This is a genomic window from Aminobacter sp. UC22_36 (genome assembly GCF_044056035.1).
In the GTDB taxonomy this organism is placed as follows: Bacteria; Pseudomonadota; Alphaproteobacteria; order Rhizobiales; family Rhizobiaceae; genus Aminobacter.
On the sequence record NZ_CP171996.1, the window covers coordinates 4,141,959 to 4,160,526 of the forward strand.

General features: G+C 60.7%; 12 protein-coding genes and 1 pseudogene. 9 read left to right on the plus strand and 4 right to left on the minus strand.

Annotation, left to right across the window (positions count from 1 at the left end; all coding sequences use genetic code 11):
• Positions 1–186 precede the first annotated feature (186 nt).
• From ACHMW7_RS23685 to ACHMW7_RS23695, 3 genes are all read left to right on the plus strand, one after another.
• On the plus strand, positions 187–723 hold the full coding sequence (locus ACHMW7_RS23685; protein ID WP_395447881.1) for a dihydrofolate reductase family protein: 537 nt from the start codon (positions 187–189) through the stop codon (positions 721–723).
• Between the two features lie 130 nt (positions 724–853).
• Positions 854–1,225, plus strand: coding sequence for a nuclear transport factor 2 family protein (locus ACHMW7_RS23690; protein WP_395447882.1), 372 nt, complete (start codon positions 854–856; stop codon positions 1,223–1,225).
• 214 nt (positions 1,226–1,439) lie between these two features.
• Positions 1,440–1,568 carry a hypothetical protein gene (locus tag ACHMW7_RS23695; protein ID WP_395447883.1) on the plus strand — a complete coding sequence of 43 codons (129 nt, stop codon included), beginning with the start codon at positions 1,440–1,442 and terminating at the stop codon, positions 1,566–1,568.
• A 338-nt stretch (positions 1,569–1,906) separates the two neighbouring features.
• On the opposite strand, the gene ACHMW7_RS23700 is transcribed toward ACHMW7_RS23695, so the two are convergent.
• The gene (locus tag ACHMW7_RS23700) at positions 1,907–3,385 is read right to left on the minus strand and encodes a YdiU family protein (RefSeq protein WP_395447884.1); all 1,479 of its coding nucleotides are present in this window, start codon (positions 3,383–3,385) and stop codon (positions 1,907–1,909) included.
• 299 nt (positions 3,386–3,684) lie between these two features.
• Here ACHMW7_RS23700 and ACHMW7_RS23705 point away from each other — a divergent pair, with 299 nt between their 5' ends.
• On the plus strand, positions 3,685–4,155 hold the full coding sequence (locus ACHMW7_RS23705) for a metallophosphoesterase family protein (RefSeq protein ID WP_395447885.1): 471 nt from the start codon (positions 3,685–3,687) through the stop codon (positions 4,153–4,155).
• 541 nt (positions 4,156–4,696) lie between these two features.
• A complete protein-coding gene (locus ACHMW7_RS23710) occupies positions 4,697–5,068 on the plus strand; it encodes a helix-turn-helix transcriptional regulator (protein ID WP_395447886.1) in 372 nt (123 codons plus the stop codon).
• A 534-nt stretch (positions 5,069–5,602) separates the two neighbouring features.
• Here ACHMW7_RS23710 and ACHMW7_RS23715 read toward each other — a convergent pair.
• The 3 genes and pseudogenes from ACHMW7_RS23715 to ACHMW7_RS23725 all read right to left on the minus strand — a co-directional run bounded on the left by ACHMW7_RS23715 (position 5,603) and on the right by ACHMW7_RS23725 (position 8,853).
• Positions 5,603–6,710: pseudogene (locus tag ACHMW7_RS23715) on the minus strand (putative 2-aminoethylphosphonate ABC transporter ATP-binding protein).
• A gap of 44 nt (positions 6,711–6,754) precedes the next feature.
• Complete coding sequence (locus tag ACHMW7_RS23720) at positions 6,755–7,687, minus strand: alpha/beta hydrolase (RefSeq protein ID WP_395447887.1); 933 nt, start codon at positions 7,685–7,687, stop codon at positions 6,755–6,757.
• A gap of 125 nt (positions 7,688–7,812) precedes the next feature.
• Positions 7,813–8,853, minus strand: coding sequence for a putative 2-aminoethylphosphonate ABC transporter substrate-binding protein (locus tag ACHMW7_RS23725; protein WP_395447888.1), 1,041 nt, complete (start codon positions 8,851–8,853; stop codon positions 7,813–7,815).
• 289 nt (positions 8,854–9,142) lie between these two features.
• Between ACHMW7_RS23725 and ACHMW7_RS23730 the strand changes: the two genes are divergently transcribed.
• The 4 genes from ACHMW7_RS23730 to ACHMW7_RS23745 all read left to right on the plus strand — a co-directional run bounded on the left by ACHMW7_RS23730 (position 9,143) and on the right by ACHMW7_RS23745 (position 18,561).
• The gene (locus ACHMW7_RS23730) at positions 9,143–10,798 is read left to right on the plus strand and encodes a putative 2-aminoethylphosphonate ABC transporter permease subunit (protein WP_395447889.1); all 1,656 of its coding nucleotides are present in this window, start codon (positions 9,143–9,145) and stop codon (positions 10,796–10,798) included.
• Between the two features lie 75 nt (positions 10,799–10,873).
• Positions 10,874–11,644: a DeoR/GlpR family DNA-binding transcription regulator gene (locus ACHMW7_RS23735; RefSeq protein ID WP_395447890.1), complete on the plus strand. Its 771-nt coding sequence runs from the start codon at positions 10,874–10,876 to the stop codon at positions 11,642–11,644.
• 361 nt (positions 11,645–12,005) lie between these two features.
• Positions 12,006–13,775 (plus strand): NACHT domain-containing protein, encoded by a 1,770-nt coding sequence (locus tag ACHMW7_RS23740; protein WP_395447891.1) that lies wholly within the window; start codon positions 12,006–12,008, stop codon positions 13,773–13,775.
• Positions 13,776–13,791: 16 nt separating this feature from the next.
• A complete protein-coding gene (locus tag ACHMW7_RS23745) occupies positions 13,792–18,561 on the plus strand; it encodes a hypothetical protein (protein ID WP_395447892.1) in 4,770 nt (1,589 codons plus the stop codon).
• Positions 18,562–18,568 lie beyond the last annotated feature (7 nt).

Sequence of the window (18,568 nt, forward strand, 5' to 3'; positions counted from 1 at the left end):
TAGGTATCGGACGCAACCTGAAATCAATCATTGGTTGTGGTACAGCGAGAAGCGACGCGTTCCCGTCGGGCCGCCGCGGCGCTCACAGGGCCTAAACCGGTTGCAAAGTCGCAGTGGTTTTGCGTTGCGCCTGCTGCTGCCGCGATGCAGGATGCGGTCGGTCGGCCTTTCTCAGGGAGCCTTTGCGTGGCGCGCTTCTTCTTTGGCATGAACCAGTCCCTGGATGGCTTTGTCGATCATGATCGTTTCCCCTACGCCCCGGGGCCGGAGCTCTATCGCCGGTTCGTCGACCAGACACAGAACCTCGCCGGCAGCCTCTATGGCCGCCGCCTCTACGAGACGATGCGCTACTGGGACGAGGATCAGCCCGGCTGGGATGCGGAAAAGCGCGCCTTTGCAGCGGCGTGGCGCAAGAACCCGAAATGGGTTGTCTCGCGGACGCTGAAGGCGGTCGGGCCCAATGCAAGACTGCTCGGCGCCGATACCGAAGCCGAAATCCGCCGGCTCAAGGGCGAACTGGAGGGCGAGGTGGAAGTCGGCGGCCCTGAACTGGCGCGTTGCCTGACAGCATGGGGCCTGATCGACGAATACAGGATCTACCTGCACCCGGTCGTGCTCGGCCACGGCACGCCCTTTTTCGCCGGCCCCCGGCCGCCGCTGCGCCTGACCGGCACCGAGCGCTTCGACGGCGACGTCATCCGGCTGAGCTATGTGCCGGCCTGACTGGGCGGCAGGTCAGTTGCCCGCGTTGGATGGCGCCGGGCGCAAAAGCCGCACATAATCAAGACACGCCCGAACCGTTGCCGAACCAGCAGAAGACAGCGTCAGGGCTCTGGATGATCGGAGACGCGCCATGGATATTCGGTCGCAGCTGGGCGAGCTGAGCGACGCTTTCAACGCGCATGATCTCGATCGCATCATGGCGCTTTTTGCCGATGATTGCGTTCTGGAGATGCCGAGGGGCAATGCGCCGTGGGGCGCACGGTTCGAGGGCAAACTGCAGGTAAGACAGGCACTGGCATCCCGCTTTGAAGGGCTGCCGGACGTTCACTACGGCAATACCGAGCATTTCGTCGATGCGGCCGCCGAAACCGGCATGTCGAAATGGACCCTGACGGGCACGACCCGCGACGGCGTTCGAAAGCAAGTCCGCGGCTGCGACTTCTACACTTTTCGCAACGGGAAAGTGATCCGCAAGGACTCTTACTGGAAGATTCTGGAGTGAAGCCGGCGGCGTGCCAAGTGCCACGCAGAGCCACCGCTGCCGAGCCCCGGCACCGCCCTGGACGTCCGGATCAAAGGGCAAGGGCGGGATATGTTCAGGATTTTCGCAACCCGGACACATCGAAGCTGCCTTGATGTGATGGCGAAAGGCAGCGGACCAGGGTCATGCCGTCGCGCAGTACAATCTTGGTGCCGTTTTTTACAATGGGATCGATGTGGAACGGGACTATGAAGAGGCGGCTCGCTGGTTCAGCAAGGCTGCGGCTCAAGGTGATGCTGACGCACAGGCACGCTTGAATTGGATGAAGGAAAGAGACCTGATCCGGTCGCAAGACACGCTGTAGTTCTTGTTGGGGCCTTCCGGGTCGATCAGGCGATCTTGGACCGCATCCTGACGGCACGCTCTCGGCAGCGCCGCGAACGAGTCTCCTGCCGACTACTGCGTCTGCCATTGCCAGGGGCAACAGGGACTGGAGTGGGGCCGTGGGCTGACAGTCCGGTTTCGAGCCTCTGATGTGGGATAGCTGCCGGCAAAAAAAGCGCGTCGATCCCAGAGACCGCTTCCGCCCCACAGACAGCAATAGCTGCCATTCCTCTCCCCCACCCCATTCTCGCCGAACCATGCATGGTTAAACGATCAGACAGCAACCCATCTCATTCGGCACCTGTACTGTAGTCGCAATTACGTACCGCAGAATGTCTGGAGGACGCGCTCTTCGTCTGCTGGTGGCCGCGCGTATTCCTCGATCTCGGGCTGCTCGTCGAACGGGCGCGCCAGGACGGCGAGCAAGCTCTGGAAAGGGCCAAAATCGCCTTCATCGGTGGCGGCGGCGATGGCAGCTTCGACACGGTGATTGCGTGCTATGTACTTCGGGTTCACCGTGCGCATCCGAGCAGCGCGGTCGGCTGCATTCTCCGGCTCGAGAGCCAGCCGTTCACGCCAGCGCGAAGCCCAGCTATCGAAAGCAGTAGGGTCGATGAAGTGGTTGCGCAATCGGCCGGCGCCGTCGACCTCATGAGCGAGATCGCGAAATGTAAGGGTGAAATCCGCCCCGTTGCGCGCCATCAGGTCAAGCAGTCCGGCAGCAAGGTCAAGGTCGCCCGGCTGTTCGGTAAACAGCCCGATCTTGTGACGGATGCCTTCATTAAACGCAGCCTCGTAGCGTGCCTGGAACGATCCGATCGCCGCTTTCGCCTGCTCAAAGCCTTCATCGTCTCCGCCTGCTTCGCTTCCCAAAATGGGCAGCAGCGCTTCGGCCAGTCGCGCCAGGTTCCAGACGGTGATGCGGGGCTGGTTTGCAAACGCGTAGCGGCCTTGATGGTCGATGGAACTGAACACAGTCGCCGGATGATAGGCATCCATGAACGCACATGGACCATAATCGATCGTCTCGCCAGAAATTGCGACGTTGTCGGTATTGAGGACGCCATGGATAAAGCCGACCAGCATCCATTGTGCCACCAGCTTCGCCTGCGCTGCTACAACGGCATTGAGGAACTCAAGGTAGCGACGGGGGATTTCGGCGAGATGCGGATAGTGCCGCGCAATTGCGTAGTCCGCCACCGCCCTCAGGCCGTCGATGTCTTCCCGTACGGCAAGGTACTGGAACGTGCCGACGCGGATGTGGCTCGCGGCAACGCGCGCTATCAGCGCCCCGGGAAGCCTGGTCTCGCGGTAGACGTGCTCGCCAGTGGCAACCAGCGATAGGGTTCGCGTGGTTGGGATGCCGAGTGCGTGCATCGCCTCGCTGACGATGTACTCGCGCATCATCGGTCCGAGCGCAGCGCGCCCATCGCCATTGCGGGAAAACCGGGTCGGACCGGAGCCCTTCAATTGAACGTCGCGCAATTGGCCGCTGGTATCGAGCAACTCTCCGACGAGGACGGCACGACCGTCGCCAAGCTGCGGCACGAAGTTGCCAAACTGGTGACCCGCATAGGCCTGGGCGATGGGGCGCACGTCAGCGGGGAAGCGGTTGCCGGCCAGCATTTCGATACCGTCATGGCTACGCAACCAGCCGATGTCGAGGCCTAGTTCCGTCGCCAGTGTTTCATTCAGTTCAACCAGACGCGGTGTCGCAACCGAGGATAGATCCGGACTGCTGTAAAGCCGTTCGGGGAGGTCGGCGGCATAAGTGTGTTGGAACCGGGGACTGCGCATGACATCTCGGGGCTTGTTCAGGTTACCAGCTAAATAAGGATGCCGCAGGTCGCGGACCAACAATTTGAGAGGGGCTGTTGGGTCGCAACCCAATCGCAGTTTTTGATATTGGACGTCCAGCCAGGAAGCTGCTGTCAGTTGTCGCCGTTAGTGCCATTCCATATCCAGAAGGAAGCGAACGGCCAAGGGTCTGATGGGTACTCTTGACCTAGTCCTCGTTCTGGGTCCCCAAGCGCGGGCCAACGACTCCGAAGTCAGCATCTCGCCAGTGTCAGCGAGGGCTGATAGTTCTGGGCTCTATGAACACGCTCGGTGTGATTTCAGATACTCACGGCCTTCTGCGTGAGGACGCTGTTGCGCTTCTCCAAGGCGTCGACCACATCGTCCATGCGGGTGACATTGGAAACCCCGCCATCATCGAGAGATTGGAGCGCGTTGCGCCGGTCTCGGCAATTCGCGGCAATGTCGATGTCGAGCCGTGGGCGTCTATGTTTCCAGATACCCTTCAAGTGACGCTGTTCGGGCAGAAGATATTCGTGATCCACGACCGAAAGGATATGACGTTTACTCCAGCAATGATGGGCATCAATCTCGTGATTTCTGGTCATTCTCATCGTGCCAGTATCGAGAGCTGCGATGGCGCTATTTATCTCAACCCGGGCAGTGCAGGCCCGCGCAGGTTCAGGTTGCCCATCACATTGGCAATGGTCCAGATCATCCACGGGCGATTGGTGCCCAAGATTCACGAGATTGCCTCAGATCTTCACTGAAGCCGTCAGCATGTCTGACAAGGGGCCGCAAGCAGACCCGCTTTTGCGCACGTTGTTCTACGCCAGGGCTCCCGCCCCTTGAGGCGACTTTACATCATCTCGAAAATCGGCGCAGATCGAACTGGCAAGGCAGAGATGGAGAACGCCAATTCACCGGAATGAGCTATTCAACGACATTGCGCGACGGCTGAATTCGCCGCCGAAACTACGCTGTCGCCGCCGTTTGCACGCTCACTCCCACTCTATTGTTCTTAACCCAGCTAGGTCATTGATCTAGCTGGGTTTTTTCTTATTTATGACCGCCAACACCGCCCCGAAGGCCATCAAAAAATTACGGTGTTGAATTTAAAGGGAAATTTTCGCGAATTTTTTTTCGTGGGTTCAGCATCAATCGAGACCAATCGCCTTTCCGGTCGACTTTCGTGCCGGTATCTCGTCCGCGCCAGTCTGAAAAAGTACCGTCAGCGCCCCTTCATCAGCATCTCCTCGAACAGGCGAATTCGAGGTTTACCAAACATCCTCCAACCACAGGAGGAAAGACATGAGTAAGAAGCCAAGCCGCGTACGCGTCCTGATGATGCCCTATCATGATGACGGTGACAAAGATCCAGTTGGATATTCGGGTCCCGCAACCGTCCTAACGGGCCTGCCGCGAACGATCAGGCGGCACGAGTTGCGGCTCATCGTGCCGCTCGCCGACAGCACCATTTACGAGATGGAGAAGCGCGGCGAATTCCCTCGCCGCTTCAATCTCACGCCGCGATGCGTTGTGTGGGATCTGGAAGAGGTCGAAGCATGGCTGGAGCAGCGCCGCCAGGCTTATATCGAGGGTCGCGCGAAGATCGCGCCGGGGCCCGACGTCCATCGGCGCAAGAGCCGCCCGGTTAAACGGACCGACGACCGGTCAATCTGAAACGGAGGACCATCGCGTCGGCACGGGTGCGATGGTCCACTCATCACGACGACAAGCCACCTAGCTCGAACCGCCTCCGTTCCTTCAAAGCCAAGTGTTCGCGCATTTCACCTGAAGGAAGGATCGAGAGGCACCCCGACGTTCCCTCGCTACGTTGGGTACCACCCCCTAACGGGAGGATTCTCATGTCGTACCGAACGGATGCTCGCGGAGTTCACGAAGGCGCTGACGACGCATGATGTCGAATGCGAAATCGTTTGTGCGCTTACCCATGACATCAAGCCGGGAGCGCTTCAGACATGGATTAGAGAACGACTGCCATGGGGCCGGGAGCGGACCGACAGCTTCGGCTCTCGGATTTTAGATAGCAGACCTTCAAGTCGGCGCGAGGATTGTCTTGACCTGACCCTGAGCTGCGGCTGTCCGATAGCCGGCATTCGTACCTTGTGAGAGTTGGCCTGGCCGCGCCGCCGCACACGACAGACAGACCTCGACAAAACGGACCGCCGCGAGCTGTCTCACTGATTGCGGTAATCAGCCAGCAAAGACAAGCAGCCGCTCGTCCGGCAGCTCCACACGCATCGAAGCACCCACTGCGATGCCGAGCCTGCGAACTGCGTTGATCGAGAAATCGGCAACCAGCTTGTGCTGGCCAAGTCGGTTGGCGACGAGCCGCGTCCGCCAGAAGGCGCCGAGGAACTCCATCTCGGTGACGGTGACGTCGATCAGATTGCCTGGGTTTATCGTCTCGTTGGCGCCGCCTGGGGCCTGGGGGGATAATATCTACGGGTCGAATGACCGCTACGGCCGCAGCTCCGGAAGGCAGCTCATGCGGCGCGCAATCTAATACGGCTCCGGCGATCGCCACCTCACGCGCCGACACGATCTCGACGGGAAACTTGTTGGTTTCCCCGATGAAGTCAGCGACAAACAGCGACCTTGGGTGGCGATATACCTCTATCGGCGTACCCACCTGCTCGATGACGCCCTGGTTCATCACCACAATGCGATCCGCCATCGACAACGCTTCTTCTTGATCGTGCGTGACCATGATCGTCGTCACGCCCAGTTTTCGCTGCAACTCCTTGATTTCGTGACGTAGATGCACCCGCACCTTTGCGTCGAGCGCCGAAAGCGGCTCATCAAGCAGCAACAAGCCCGGTGAGATTGCTATCGCGCGGGCCAAAGCGATGCGCTGCTGCTGGCCACCGGAGAGCTGTGCCGGATACTTCTTGGCTTGAGCGGACAGGCCGACAAGGTTCAGCAATTCGCCAACCCGCGCCGCGATCTCGGCGCGCGGACGCTTGGTGTTTTCCAGGCCGAAGGCGACGTTCTTCTCGATCGTCAGGTTAGGAAACAGCGCATAGGACTGGAAGACGATGCCATAGTCACGCTTGGAAGGTGGCAGTGTCGAGATGTCCTTGCCACCTTGCTGGATCGTCCCGCGAGACTGCAGGTCCAGACCGGCAATCGCGCGCAGCAGTGTCGTCTTGCCACAGCCGGAAGGACCCAGAAAGCAGATGAACTCACCCTGCTCTATGGCCAGCGAGACACCCTTGATGGCCTGGAACTCGCCGAACGACTTCCAGAGGTCCTTGATCTCCAGATAGACCGCAACCGTATCATTCCCGACTATGCTCACGAGCGCCCCGTTGTTTGCTCTGGCTACCGGCAAGCTCAGATGGCTCAGCGCACGGCTTCGCTGATCGTCCGTCCGAGCTGTTCGAGTTCCGCAGCTGCCAGTTTGCTTGTGTAGCGTGCTCTCAGGAAGCCATGCATTGCGCCTTCGACGCAGCGATACTGGACCGATACGCCCGCCGCCTCCAGCTTCCTGGCGTAGATTTCGCCCTCATCCATGAGAGGGTCATGATCGGCGGTGACGATATAGGCCGCAGGCAAGCGCGAATAGTCCGGGCAACGCAACGGCAGTGCATAATAGTCGTCAAGATCGTAGCGACCACCCAGATAGTCCTTCCAGAAACCCATCATCTGCGAGCGCTTCAGGAAAGGGTCGTTTTTGTTTTCAACATAGCTGCGCAGGTCGAAGTCAGTGTCCAGGCAAGGAAAGATCAGATATTGCAGACGCACGACGGGCCCATCCTTGTCCCGGGCCTTGAGGGCGCATGCGGCAGCCAGATTTCCGCCCGCGCTGTCACCGCCGATGACAATGCGTTCGGGGTCGATCCCCATCACGGCACCGTTCTGCGCAAGCCACTCGAGCGTGAAGTAGCAATCATCGAGAGCTGCCGGATACGGGTTTTCCGGCGCGAGGCGGTAGTTGACGCTGATGACTTGCAGGCCAGCCGTTTCGGCTATGCCGGCCGCATAGATGTCATGGGTGAAGACACTTCCGGAAACAAAGCCGCCGCCGTGAAAGAACAAGACTGCGCCGCCGCCTTCCTGCCAGCCGGCAGGTCGATAGATGCGGATGCCGATCTGCCGGCCCGGCGCCTCGATGAAGCGGTTGTGGATCGTCATGCCGGCTGCAAACCGCGTCGGAAAAGACTCCATCAGCGATTCACGAAACTCCCTGTGTCCAGCGGCGCTGTCGGGCGCTGCCATCCTGGAAAGAGTGCTGTTGACCTCGTCAACATAGGCCTGAATTCCATGCTCAAGCATGTCTTTGCTCCGTCTGTTGGGCGCGTGGAAGCGGCCGACGATGTCGACACAACCCGCGGTCTTGCTGGATATTGGTGGGTTGCGCCGAGGGCGGCGCAACATTTTGCAGGAAGCGGCGAGCCGTCTTAGGGCTTGGGTTCGGACTTGACGCCGAAGCGGTCCTGCCATTGCTTCAGCACGGCATCGCGGTGCTCGGCGGCCCAGCGGAAGTCATTGTTGATCATCAACTTGTCGGGCGCGTCGCGAAGACCTTCCACCGTCCCTTTCAGCTCTGGCCGGCCGATCACTTCCCAAAGCCCGGCATAGACCTTGTTGGCTTCGACGCCGACTGCCCAGTCCATGAACTTCTTCGCAGCTTCCGGCTGCTTCGACGACTTGAACATCGCTGCCGACGAAAGAGCCCAGCCGACACCTTCGGTGGGCATGACGACCTCGATCGGCGCGCCGCGCTTCTTGAGCTGCAGGGCCTCAGAGGAGAAGGAGATGCCTACGGGAAACTCACCGCTTGCCGCCTGGATGCACGGCTTGGATCCGGAATGCGTGTACATGGCGACATTGTCGTGAAGGCCGGTCATGAACGTCCAGGCCTTCTCTTCGCCCAGTGTCTGGAGCCATCCCGAGACCGAGATGTAGCCTGTGCCTGACGAACTGGGATTGGGCATGACGATCTTGCCCTTGAAGCGGGGATCGAGAAGATCTTCCCAGGACTTGGGCAAAGGCAAACCGGCCTTCTCCGCTTCGATCGTGTTGAAACAGATCGCGGCCATGTATGCGAATACACCAGACCAATGCGGCGGTGTCTGATTGTCCTTGAACTTAGGATCGAGGCCCTGATAGCCGGCCGGCTCGTAAGGCTGCAGTAAGCCTGCCTTGTCGAGCTGGATCACATTTTCCGAAGCAAGTGAAAAGACGATGTCCGCCGGAGTGTTCGCACCCTCGGCCAGAAGTTTCGCTGCAATCACCCCGGTCGAATCCCGCACCCATTTGATGGAGATTTCCGGGTTGGACGCGCGAAAACTCCGCTCATAGATCGGCAATTGTTCGGGTGCCACCGTGGTGTAAACGGTGATGGTTTCGGCGGCCTGTGCCGCCGTGCTCAGGGCCGGAGCGATCGCGAACAATCCTGCGACCAGCGCTGCCGAGATAGCTGTTTTCTCTTTTGACATCCTCAACTCCCATTGGTGGTTGGTCGTGCTTTTCTTGGTGGCGGTCTGGCCTTGCGAGCCGGCAGGCTCGGAACTGGCGCCAGAGACCCGTTCACCACAAAACGGTACTACCGATTTGCGACCGTTACAATGTGGTTTTTGATTATTTCTGGACAGTTCGGTAATTTTCGGTCATCTGTATGACCAATCGGGCTTCCGAAATGGCCGACTTGCATCGATAACGGGGAAATGCGCAATGAGCACTTTGGACGGAATGCCTGGGCTGTTTGAGAGCAGGAAAGCACGTGCCATGAGCACCGACGAACGGTTGATGCGCTGGATCTGCTGGGCCTTCGTCGCCTTTTTTCTCTGTGCCTATCTCATGCCTCTGGCAGCGCTTTTTTCAAAAAGCCTGATGACTTCGGACGGCCTGTTTGCAGGCGCGGCCAATTTCGCCACTTATCTGGCCACGCCGGCGCTCGGCAGCTCGATCACCAACAGCCTGCTGCTCGCGCTCACCGTATCGACGATCAGCACGGCGCTGGCCTTTGCCTATGCTTATGCCTTGACGCGCAGCTGCATGCCGATGAAGCCTCTGTTTCGCACGCTGGCGCTGTTTCCGCTTTTCGCACCCACCATGATGCCTGCGATTGCCCTGCAGTACCTGCTCGGCAATCAGGGCTTTGCGAAATGGCTGCTCGGCGGCTACAGCGTCTACGGTGCGATCGGCATCACCATTGGCCACGTCGTCCTGATATTTCCGGTGGCCCTTCTGATCTTGACGACCGCCCTGCGCACCGCCGACGCTCGCCTCTATGAGGCTGCGTGGTCCTTGAGGACCAGCAGGTTTCGCATCTTCTGGAACGTCACTCTGCCGGGGGTAAGATACGGCTTGCTCAGCGCATTTACCGCCGGTTTCACCATCTCGATCACCGATTTCAGCATCCCCAAGATCATCGGTGGTGAGTTCAACGTGCTGGCGACGGACATCTACAAGCAGGTCGTCGGCCAGCAGAATTTCGAGATGGGGGCGGTTGCGGGTGTCTTCCTGCTGATCCCGGCCGTGCTGGCATTCTGGGCAGATCGGTACATCACCCGCCGGCAGGCATCGACGCTGGGAGCGCGGACCGTGCCGCTTCAGCCAAAGGCCAGTCTCTATGGTGACGGTGCAGCGCTGCTCTACTGTTCGGTCATTGGCGGAATGTCGGTGCTGATGGTCGGCACCTGCGTTTACGCATCGCTGGTCGGCTTCTGGCCTTACGATTTGTCCTTCAGCCTGGCGCATTATGATCTCAGCGCGTCCAGCGGCCAGGGCTGGGAAGTCTATGTCAATTCGCTCATTCTGGCTTCGGCAACGGCAATCATCGGAACGGCCATCGTCTTTCTTGGGGCGTACCTGGTCGAAAAAGGTCAGAACAACACGGCGGTCCGCCAGCTTATCCACTTTTCGGCGACACTGCCGATGGCGATTCCCGGCCTCGTTCTGGGCCTGAGCTACATCTTTTTCTTTTCCAGTCCGCAGAACCCGCTGAATTTCTTCTACGGCACGATGGCGATCCTAGTCCTGAGTTCCATCATTCATTATTACCCGGTCTGCCACATCATCGCATTGACCGCTCTGAAGCAGATCGACCCGGAGTTCGAATCCGTATCGGCCTCCCTTCGCGCGCCCTTCTACAAGACGTTCTTGCGGGTGACCGTGCCGATCAGCCTGCCCGCGATACTGGAGATTTCGTCTTACCTGTTCATGCATGCCATGACGACGACATCGGCCGTCATCTTCATCTACACGACCGACACGATGTTATCTTCGATCGCGATCCTGAACATGGAGGAGTTCGGCTACACGCAGAGTGCGGCCGCGCTTTCGGTGCTGATATTCCTCAGCTCGTTGTCGATACGCTTCGTCTTCGATCGCCTCTCCAGGAGGCTGATGCTGCGCACGCAGCGCTGGCGCCTGGCATAGCGTCCGTCGCGGGCACAAGCTTGACCGAAATATGCCCGATCGGGCATACGAGACCAAACTGCAAAGGGTCGTGATATGAGTCTGACCGAACAGCGCTGGGACCGTATCCTTTCTGTCGCGGCCGAGCGTCAGAAAGTGACGGTGAATGACCTGGCGCTCGAACTCGATGTTTCGCGCGAGACCATCCGCCGCGACCTGTCACAGCTCGACGAACGTGGCCTGCTACAGAAGGTTCATGGCGGCGCCGTACATGTGCACTCCGCATCCGAAGGCGCTTTTCGCAAGCGCCAAGGGCAGAACGCCAAGGAAAAAAATACCATCGCCCAGCTGGTCAATGATCTGTTGAAGCCGGGCGAAAGTGTCATGATGAACGCGGGGACCACCGTCTATGCCGTGGCCAATGCCATTGCCAGCCGTGACGACCTGACAGTGATTACCAACTCGCTGGACATAGCATCACGGCTTCTGCACGGACATGGCGGCAACAGCGTCGTGCTCTTGGGGGGCAATCTCGGTCGGGATTCCCAGACCTATGGCGAAATGACCATGGAGGAAATCCGCCGCTTTAGGGTCGACCATGCCGTGCTGACCATCGGTGCCATGGACACGACCTCCATCTTCTTTGACTTCTCCATCGAGATTGCGTCGGTGGCGCGGGCGATGATGCAGCAGGCGCGGCAGACGACGATTGTCGCGGACAATCAGAAACTCGGCCGCACCGCTCTTGTTGAGCTCTGTAAGATCAAGGATCTCAGCAGGGTGGTGACGGATGCGCCGCCAAGCGCTGAAATGAGCCGGGCATTCGCCGAGGCAAAAGTGGACGTGATATTCCCGGACGGCAGCTAGAGTTCACTCGAGGCTATTCTCTTCTGTCGACATCATTGCGCGGCCCAGCCCAATAGCTCCTAGTCCCAAAGGGGCCGGAAGCGGACTGGCAGTTCTTCAGAAAAGCGGGCCATCAAGCGGGCGTTTGCGCACTGCCCAACAGCAATTATTGGTACGAGATCTTCGATCGGATCGTTGCCGGTCGGTCGTTCAATCACCAACCCTACGCTATATAGCGATAGCTGAAGTCTGGTCGCGGGGGACTACCCATCACACTGCTTGGGGTCACCCAGAAAATCACGCACTAATCACTTGTTCCTACTGCTTGCCGCAAGATAAGTATTTGTTCTAATTTCGTTCATATGCAATGGCGAGCGCTGATTTGACCACCGAACCGACATCGATCGACGTTGTTCGGGCATCACGCGACGGCCATCAATTTCATGAGGCGTGGGCGGCACGGATTGCGCTTGAGTTGCTGCCACCGGACACGAGCCTGGCCGCAATCGCGATCGAGGGGTTCGCGGTCGAGGACGCAGCGGAAGTCTCCGACGCCGCCCACGAGATTGCCGATCTGGTCCGCTATCGTGGCGGCCAAACGCTGGCCACCGCGCACCGGGTGGAGACGCTACAGTTCAAATATTCGATCGCTGCCGTCGATCGACCAATGCGCGCATCGGAAATGACGAAGACGTTGCGGAAATTTGCAAGCGCCGACGTCGACATTACCAAGGCGCGACGTGATGCGCCCAATCTGGCGCATTTCGAACTCGTCACGAATCGACCGATCGATGCGGACACACTCATAGCGCTTGCCGCGCTACGCGGCGGCGACCATCTTGAGGGACGCGCAGCGGATCAAGCAAGCCAGATTGCGGCTGCGACGGCTCTTACGGGGGCGGCGCTGCAGGCCTTTGCAAACAAGCTGACCCTCACTGGTGCTGGGGGCGAATTAGCGCGGGTCGAACACGTCAATCTTCGTACGCTAGCCTCCTGGTCCGGTGCGACCGATAATCTCAGCCATGCGCGGCTCGCCAATTTGCGCAGGCTCGTACGCGACCGCGCAGGCAGTCGGGGCCAGAGCGACAACCGGATCGGTCGGGTCGATGTGCTGGGCGCTCTCGATATCGCGCATGAGCGTGAGATCTATCCGGTCCGAGCTGCTTTTCCGGTTGTTGAAGCCCAGATCGAGCGGCCCGTTCTCGACGAGATTATCGATCTCGTGTTCGCCGACCCGCGAGCGCTGCTGATCCATGCGGTGGGCGGTGTCGGCAAGACGGTGCTCATGCAAGCCTTGGCGGACAAGCTCTCGGCGAACCATTGTGTCCTGCTATTCGATGGCTTTGGCGCCGGAATGTGGCGTGAGCCGTCCGATGGCCGGCATCTCCCGCGAAAGTCGCTGCCGCACCTCGCCAATCTGCTCGCCGCCAATGGCCTGTGTGACATCATGCTTCAATCAAGCTATGTCGAAGAGAGCCTCGCAGCACTGCGTGAACGGCTTGCGGCAAGTGTGGCGACGCTGCGCCAATTCGATGCCAATGCCAATGTCGTCCTCGTGCTCGACGCCATCGACCATTGCGGCATGCAAGCCAAACGAACCGGGACGGCATCGTTCGGCCATATGCTACTGCAGAGCCTCAACATCGCCAGCATTGCTGGGGTTAGGGTCGTTGCTTCATGCCGCACGCATCGCCGCCATGACGCGCAAGGCGACGCGCGGTGCCGCGAGTTCGCGGTACCGACCTTCTCCCGAGAAGAAACGGCAGCGCTGGTGCAGAAGCGCTACCCTTCGGCGACGTCGAACGATGTGACGGTCTTGCAACGCCGGTCGAACGGGAACCCGCGGTTGCTCGACCATCTTTTGCGGCGAGGCGCACCGTTCGATGTGGCGCAGCCGGGCCAATCGTCGGAAACGCTTGAACAGCTTCTTCGCGAACAGATCGGGGCCGCCGAGGAACAGGCCATCGATCGCGGCGCGACCGCGAGCGAGGCGCGCGGCCTGTTGGCCGGCATGGCCATGCTGCCGCCGCCGGTGCCGGTCGACGAGCTGGCGCCCGCCCTCGGACTTTCGCAATCGGACGTGGAAAGCTTCGTCACCGATCTGTTCCCTCTTATTGAACTTACCCCGACCCGGGCTGATCTTCCGCGATGAACCGACCGAGACGCTCGTGGTCGAAATGATCGGTGCCGATGTTGCGGCGCGCGCTGACCTGCTTGCGAGGCTCGATGCGCGGCAGGCGCACTCGATTTACGCTGCGCGCGCGCTGCCCGGGATCCTCGCTGAAGCAGGCGAGGTCGATGCGCTGGTCACCTTGGCGTTCGACGCGCGGGCAATGCCGAACCTCAGCCGAGTCGCGCATCGCTCCATTCGGCTCGCACGGCTCAGCGCAGCAATCTCGGCGTGCGCGACCGCCGATCGGGTCGATGACCTGACGAAACTTATGCTGGAGGCCGCTCGCATTTCGAGCGCGACCGAACGAAGCGATGCCTACCTGCGCGCGCACCCTGATCTGGTCGCCTTGAGCGGCGATGCGGAGGCGATCCGGCGATTCCGCGACGATCGATCGACTTGGGCGGGTCGTCGCCATGCGTCGTTGGCAATGCTCGACAGCTTTGGCGGGGACCAGCACGCTGCGGCACTGGAATCGGATCGCGCACTGACTTGGTTTGATTGGTCCTTGCGCGAGAAGCGTGAGGGTCGCGGGACCGATCGCCGCGATTCGGGTAGCCTCGAGGCAGATGCCATCTTTGTGCAGCTGTTGCGCGGCAATGCAGTCAGGATCGACCGCTGGCTGGCGAAGCTCGATGATCGCCACGCTTTCGGAATCGCGGAGAAGATGCTCGGATATGCTGATCGGCTCGGACGCCTCGGCACCGAAGGTGAACCCGCGCGGCAAGTCGTGCGCGATCTGACGCATTGCCGAACCGAATCACCCTCCGTGATCGCAGCCATTGCCTCGCGCCTTGAACTCGATCCGCAGGTTCGGCGAACCTTGTATCGGCGGCTTGCGAGTGTGAAGGCGGAGCCCGCCGAACTCGGCAGCTATCATGATTATCGCCGGGAAAACCAGCTGACAGACGGGCTGCTCGATGCTGCAGGCCAAGCCGTTGCGCTTGGCCTGGTACGCGATGCACAGCAGATCGTCGCGCATGCCGCGAGCCCAGCGCTCAGAGCCTATCAGCTAGATGATCCCTGGCCGCTCATTGGCGGCCAAGTTGCGCAACATCTAAAAATTGCCACGGTCGCTGCGGCAGCGCGACGGCGCAATACGCATGTGACGGACCTGCTACCGGGCGATATGGCGGAGCTCGTGCCGCTGACGGTGCGTCGACGTGGCCCTGTCGCGTTCGAGCGCAATCTCAGACAAAAAATCCAGGCTGCCAAGAACGAGCGCAAGAAACGTCCGGGCAAGCGGCCGATCGATGCGGAAGAGGCGCGGCGCTGGGAACAATGCTTGGCAACACGCCTTGCGCCACTGCCGCAATTCGTGGATCAAGTCGTTGCGATCCTCAAAAACCCCAATCCCGCACCTGCGATTGCAAATGCGTTGGCGGTTGCGACCACCGCAATCACATCGGCTGAAACCTACCCGTACCGGGATCAGCCACGCTTCTTAACGCGGCTCTACCTCGATGTCATTCGCTGGGCGGCATCATGCCGCGCGCCCTTGGACCAGGCAAGCGGGGCCGGACTGGCCGCGTTTCTAGAGGCATCGCAAACGCAGTTCGTCGCGGACTGGATCGGAATGATCGCCTTACTGGCGCGCACCCCAGCATCGCAGGCCTCGGCACTGCGGCTCGCCCGCTTGGCCGAACCGATCATTCGCGCAGACACCGACGTCTCGGCACAGATCCAGGGCTATGGTTCGCTGGCGCGGGCGCTGTTGCCGATCTCGGCGGAGGAGGCTCGGCCCTATTTCCGCATTGGCCTCGAACTGGCGGATGCGGTGGGGTCTGATGATCAGGAACGGATCGGCGATTTTGTTGAGTTCGCCGGGCAATATTCCGGTGAACCGTTGTCGCCGGAGACTGCGCACGCCTTTGTGCGGCTGGTCGAGCTCAATATCCCGGATGAGGCGGAGGCGTTCGACTGGCGCCGGTTCACAACCGCGCTGACCAACATCGCGGGATTGGCAGGTCTGGCACCGCTGGCGCGCATGGCCCATCGTGAGAAGATCGGGTTGGGATGGACCTTGCCGCCGATGCTCAAGGCGCTTGTCCTACGAAACCGACTGACGCCCGCGCTTGCCGCTGGTCTTATCGGTGTCGCGCAATTTGAAGCAACCTGGAACTGGTTTCCCCCTCAGGTTGCGCAGGTCATCTTACCGCGTCTTGCAAACCCTGCACGCGAACGCTTTGCGCAGGCCTTGCTCGTCGAGCTCGATCGTGATGATGGTGCGGCCGTTCGTTCCGAGGTCCTCGACCAGTACAAGCGCCTTTTCGATGCCGAGCTACCGAGCGACTCGCCAGTGCGCGCGCGGATTGACGCGTTTGTCGCCGCCAAGGTACGCCAATTTCGCTTGCCTGAGGCAACTGCGCTTGAGCGGCCGGGCGAAATGCCCGCATTTCTGAGAGATGTGACCACGGTTACGCCGGCCGCGCTACGTGCCGCGATCAACGAGGCGGCAGCGACGTTCAGCGGGAACCGACCGACAGACGGCTTCATCCTGCAGAACTTCGTGCCGTCAACGATCGACCCGGTACCCCGCATGGCCCTGCTGAATGCAGTCGCCGCTGATGACCTCCTGCGCTTCCAAGACAAGGTGTGGTTTCTAGAGGGTGCGCGCGAGCACTGGTATGGCACCTCGCGCGCACTGGATGAGGCGCTTGATGACACCGCGATCCGCGTCGCGTTGCGGCACATCGATGACGTCGTTCGATCGGGCGACAGCTGGCGGCGCCCCTTGGCGCAGATCTCCAATCTCGCGGGCGCCCAGCGCGACGATCTGGTTCGAGAGGTGCTCAAGGCGCTGCCGGTTCAAGGCGTGGATATCTCCAGCGACTTCTGGATGGCCGGCGCCATCATTCTGGCTAAGTCGGCTTCCGCGCAGGCGATTGGAGATGCGCTCGCTCGTTATGCCGCGCAATCAACCGCGCTCTTCCCGGACCCGATAGGCGATGGACCCTATTCGAGCAAGTTAGCGGTCGACGGCGGTGCGCCAGCCCTCGTTGCCGACCTGCTCTGGATGCGATTGGGGTCACCCGATGCCGGCGATCGCTGGCGAGCGGCGCACGCGGTCCGGGCGCTCTGTGCAGAAGGTGAGCATCAAATTCTTGCGCATTTGTTGAGCGGTATCGAGAGCAGATCGGCCGGCGCCTATCAAGATCAACCCCGGCCATTTTTTCATCTCCACGCTCGTACCTGGCTGCTCGCTGCGGTTGCTCGCATCGCCGCGGAGACGCCTGTGGCAGTCGCATCGCACCGCACCACCCTTGAGGCGATCGGCACGAGCAACGCCTTTCCCCATGTGCTGTGCCGCCATTTCGCGACGGCGGCGCTGCGTGCGCTGGCGGCAAGCGGTCACATCGCCAACGCCGCCTCATATGCCGCATGGCTCGATACGCTCAACCGACCCGGGCTTCCCCCGCAACGGCGCACCTCGCACCGACCCAGCTTCTACAGCGCGCGTCCTGACGACCGGCCGGAGCCGCAGCCGCGCTTCCACTTCGACTATGATTTCGACAAGTATCAGGTCGACTCTCTCGCCAGTGTGTTCGGTCTGGCCAAATGGGAAGTTTCCGACGCCGCCATTGCCTGGATCCGCCACTACGACACGACGGTCGGATCGATGTATGATGGACCGAGCAGTCGGTCGGGCGACGACCTGCGCTACGGGTCGAGCACCTTTCCGCCGGTAGACTTGCATGGTGGCCAGTTGGCGTGGCACGCCCTCCTGCTTGTCGCTGGCCAATTGGCACGTGAGCGTCCGGTGAGCGGCGAAGCGTGGGAGCGAGCACCTTGGGACAGCTGGCTGTCGGAGCGCTTGCTCTCGCGCGACGACGACCTCTGGTTGTCTGACGGGACCGATTTGTTCCCAGTCGAAATCGCCGAGCCAGTTTTGCGGTGCGAATCGAAAGCAGACGGCCGGGTGTTGGTGCCGCCGCATCCCCTCGACCTTCTCTCGCTCGCCAACTTCGATGACACGCTGATTACGCCAGAGCGCTTTCTGGTGAGTGCAAGCTGGGAGTCGTGTGACGGCCTCGATGTCACGATCGGATCGCAGTTGGTTGATCAAGCAAGAGCTCGTTCCGTTGCCCATGCGGTCTACTCGGCTGATCCCTTCTTCGCGTATCTTCCGGCCGACGACGAAGCAGAAGAGGCACATGATCGGCGCGGTCCGAGTGAGCGCACGTTACTGACGCGATGGCTATCGAGCGGCGAGCACAGTTACACCAAGCTCGACGGCCGCGACCCCTACGGCTTCGCCACGGCGCTGCAACGCGCACGCCCATCCGCGGCGACGGTGGCCAAGATGCGGCTCCAGCAGGCGGATCCGTTTGCTCGTCGTTGGATTGACCCGGCAGGCAAGACGATCTTCACCGCCGAGTCCTGGGGAATGCGCTCAGGTCGCGGACGGCATGAGACCGAATGCGGCGGCACGCGGCTTTCCGTTGATCGAGACGCGCTGGCGGCGATGCTGAAGGCGCAGGATCAGGCATTGCTGATGCTGATCAAGGTGCGTCGCTATGTTGAGAAGGATCCGAATAATGACCATTTTCGACACCAAATGCTGGCGGTGATCGTTCCGCCGGAGGAACCGCTCGAACTCGTGTTTACCGTTCCACCGCGATTACGAGCCGCCCTTTCGAAGCTCGAGCATTATGAGCGCGGCGAGTTCGCCGATCGCTTCGCAGCGGTGGAGGTGCTCGGCGTGCCCCGTCGACAATCCTGGCCGCGCGGCCGCGCGCGGCGCGCGAGACCGCTGGCCGGAAGCTGAGCACTGC

Excerpts from the sequence above, each read along its gene's own strand:
- ACHMW7_RS23720 (WP_395447887.1), bottom strand. The coding sequence starts at position 7,687 with ATGCTTGAGCATGGAATTCAGGCCTATGTTGACGAGGTCAACAGCACT.
- ACHMW7_RS23705 (WP_395447885.1), top strand. The coding sequence starts at position 3,685 with ATGAACACGCTCGGTGTGATTTCAGATACTCACGGCCTTCTGCGTGAG.
- ACHMW7_RS23735 (WP_395447890.1), top strand. The coding sequence starts at position 10,874 with ATGAGTCTGACCGAACAGCGCTGGGACCGTATCCTTTCTGTCGCGGCC.
- ACHMW7_RS23690 (WP_395447882.1), top strand. The coding sequence starts at position 854 with ATGGATATTCGGTCGCAGCTGGGCGAGCTGAGCGACGCTTTCAACGCG.
- ACHMW7_RS23700 (WP_395447884.1), bottom strand. The coding sequence starts at position 3,385 with ATGCGCAGTCCCCGGTTCCAACACACTTATGCCGCCGACCTCCCCGAA.
- ACHMW7_RS23710 (WP_395447886.1), top strand. The coding sequence starts at position 4,697 with ATGAGTAAGAAGCCAAGCCGCGTACGCGTCCTGATGATGCCCTATCAT.
- ACHMW7_RS23730 (WP_395447889.1), top strand. The coding sequence starts at position 9,143 with ATGAGCACCGACGAACGGTTGATGCGCTGGATCTGCTGGGCCTTCGTC.
- ACHMW7_RS23725 (WP_395447888.1), bottom strand. The coding sequence starts at position 8,853 with ATGTCAAAAGAGAAAACAGCTATCTCGGCAGCGCTGGTCGCAGGATTG.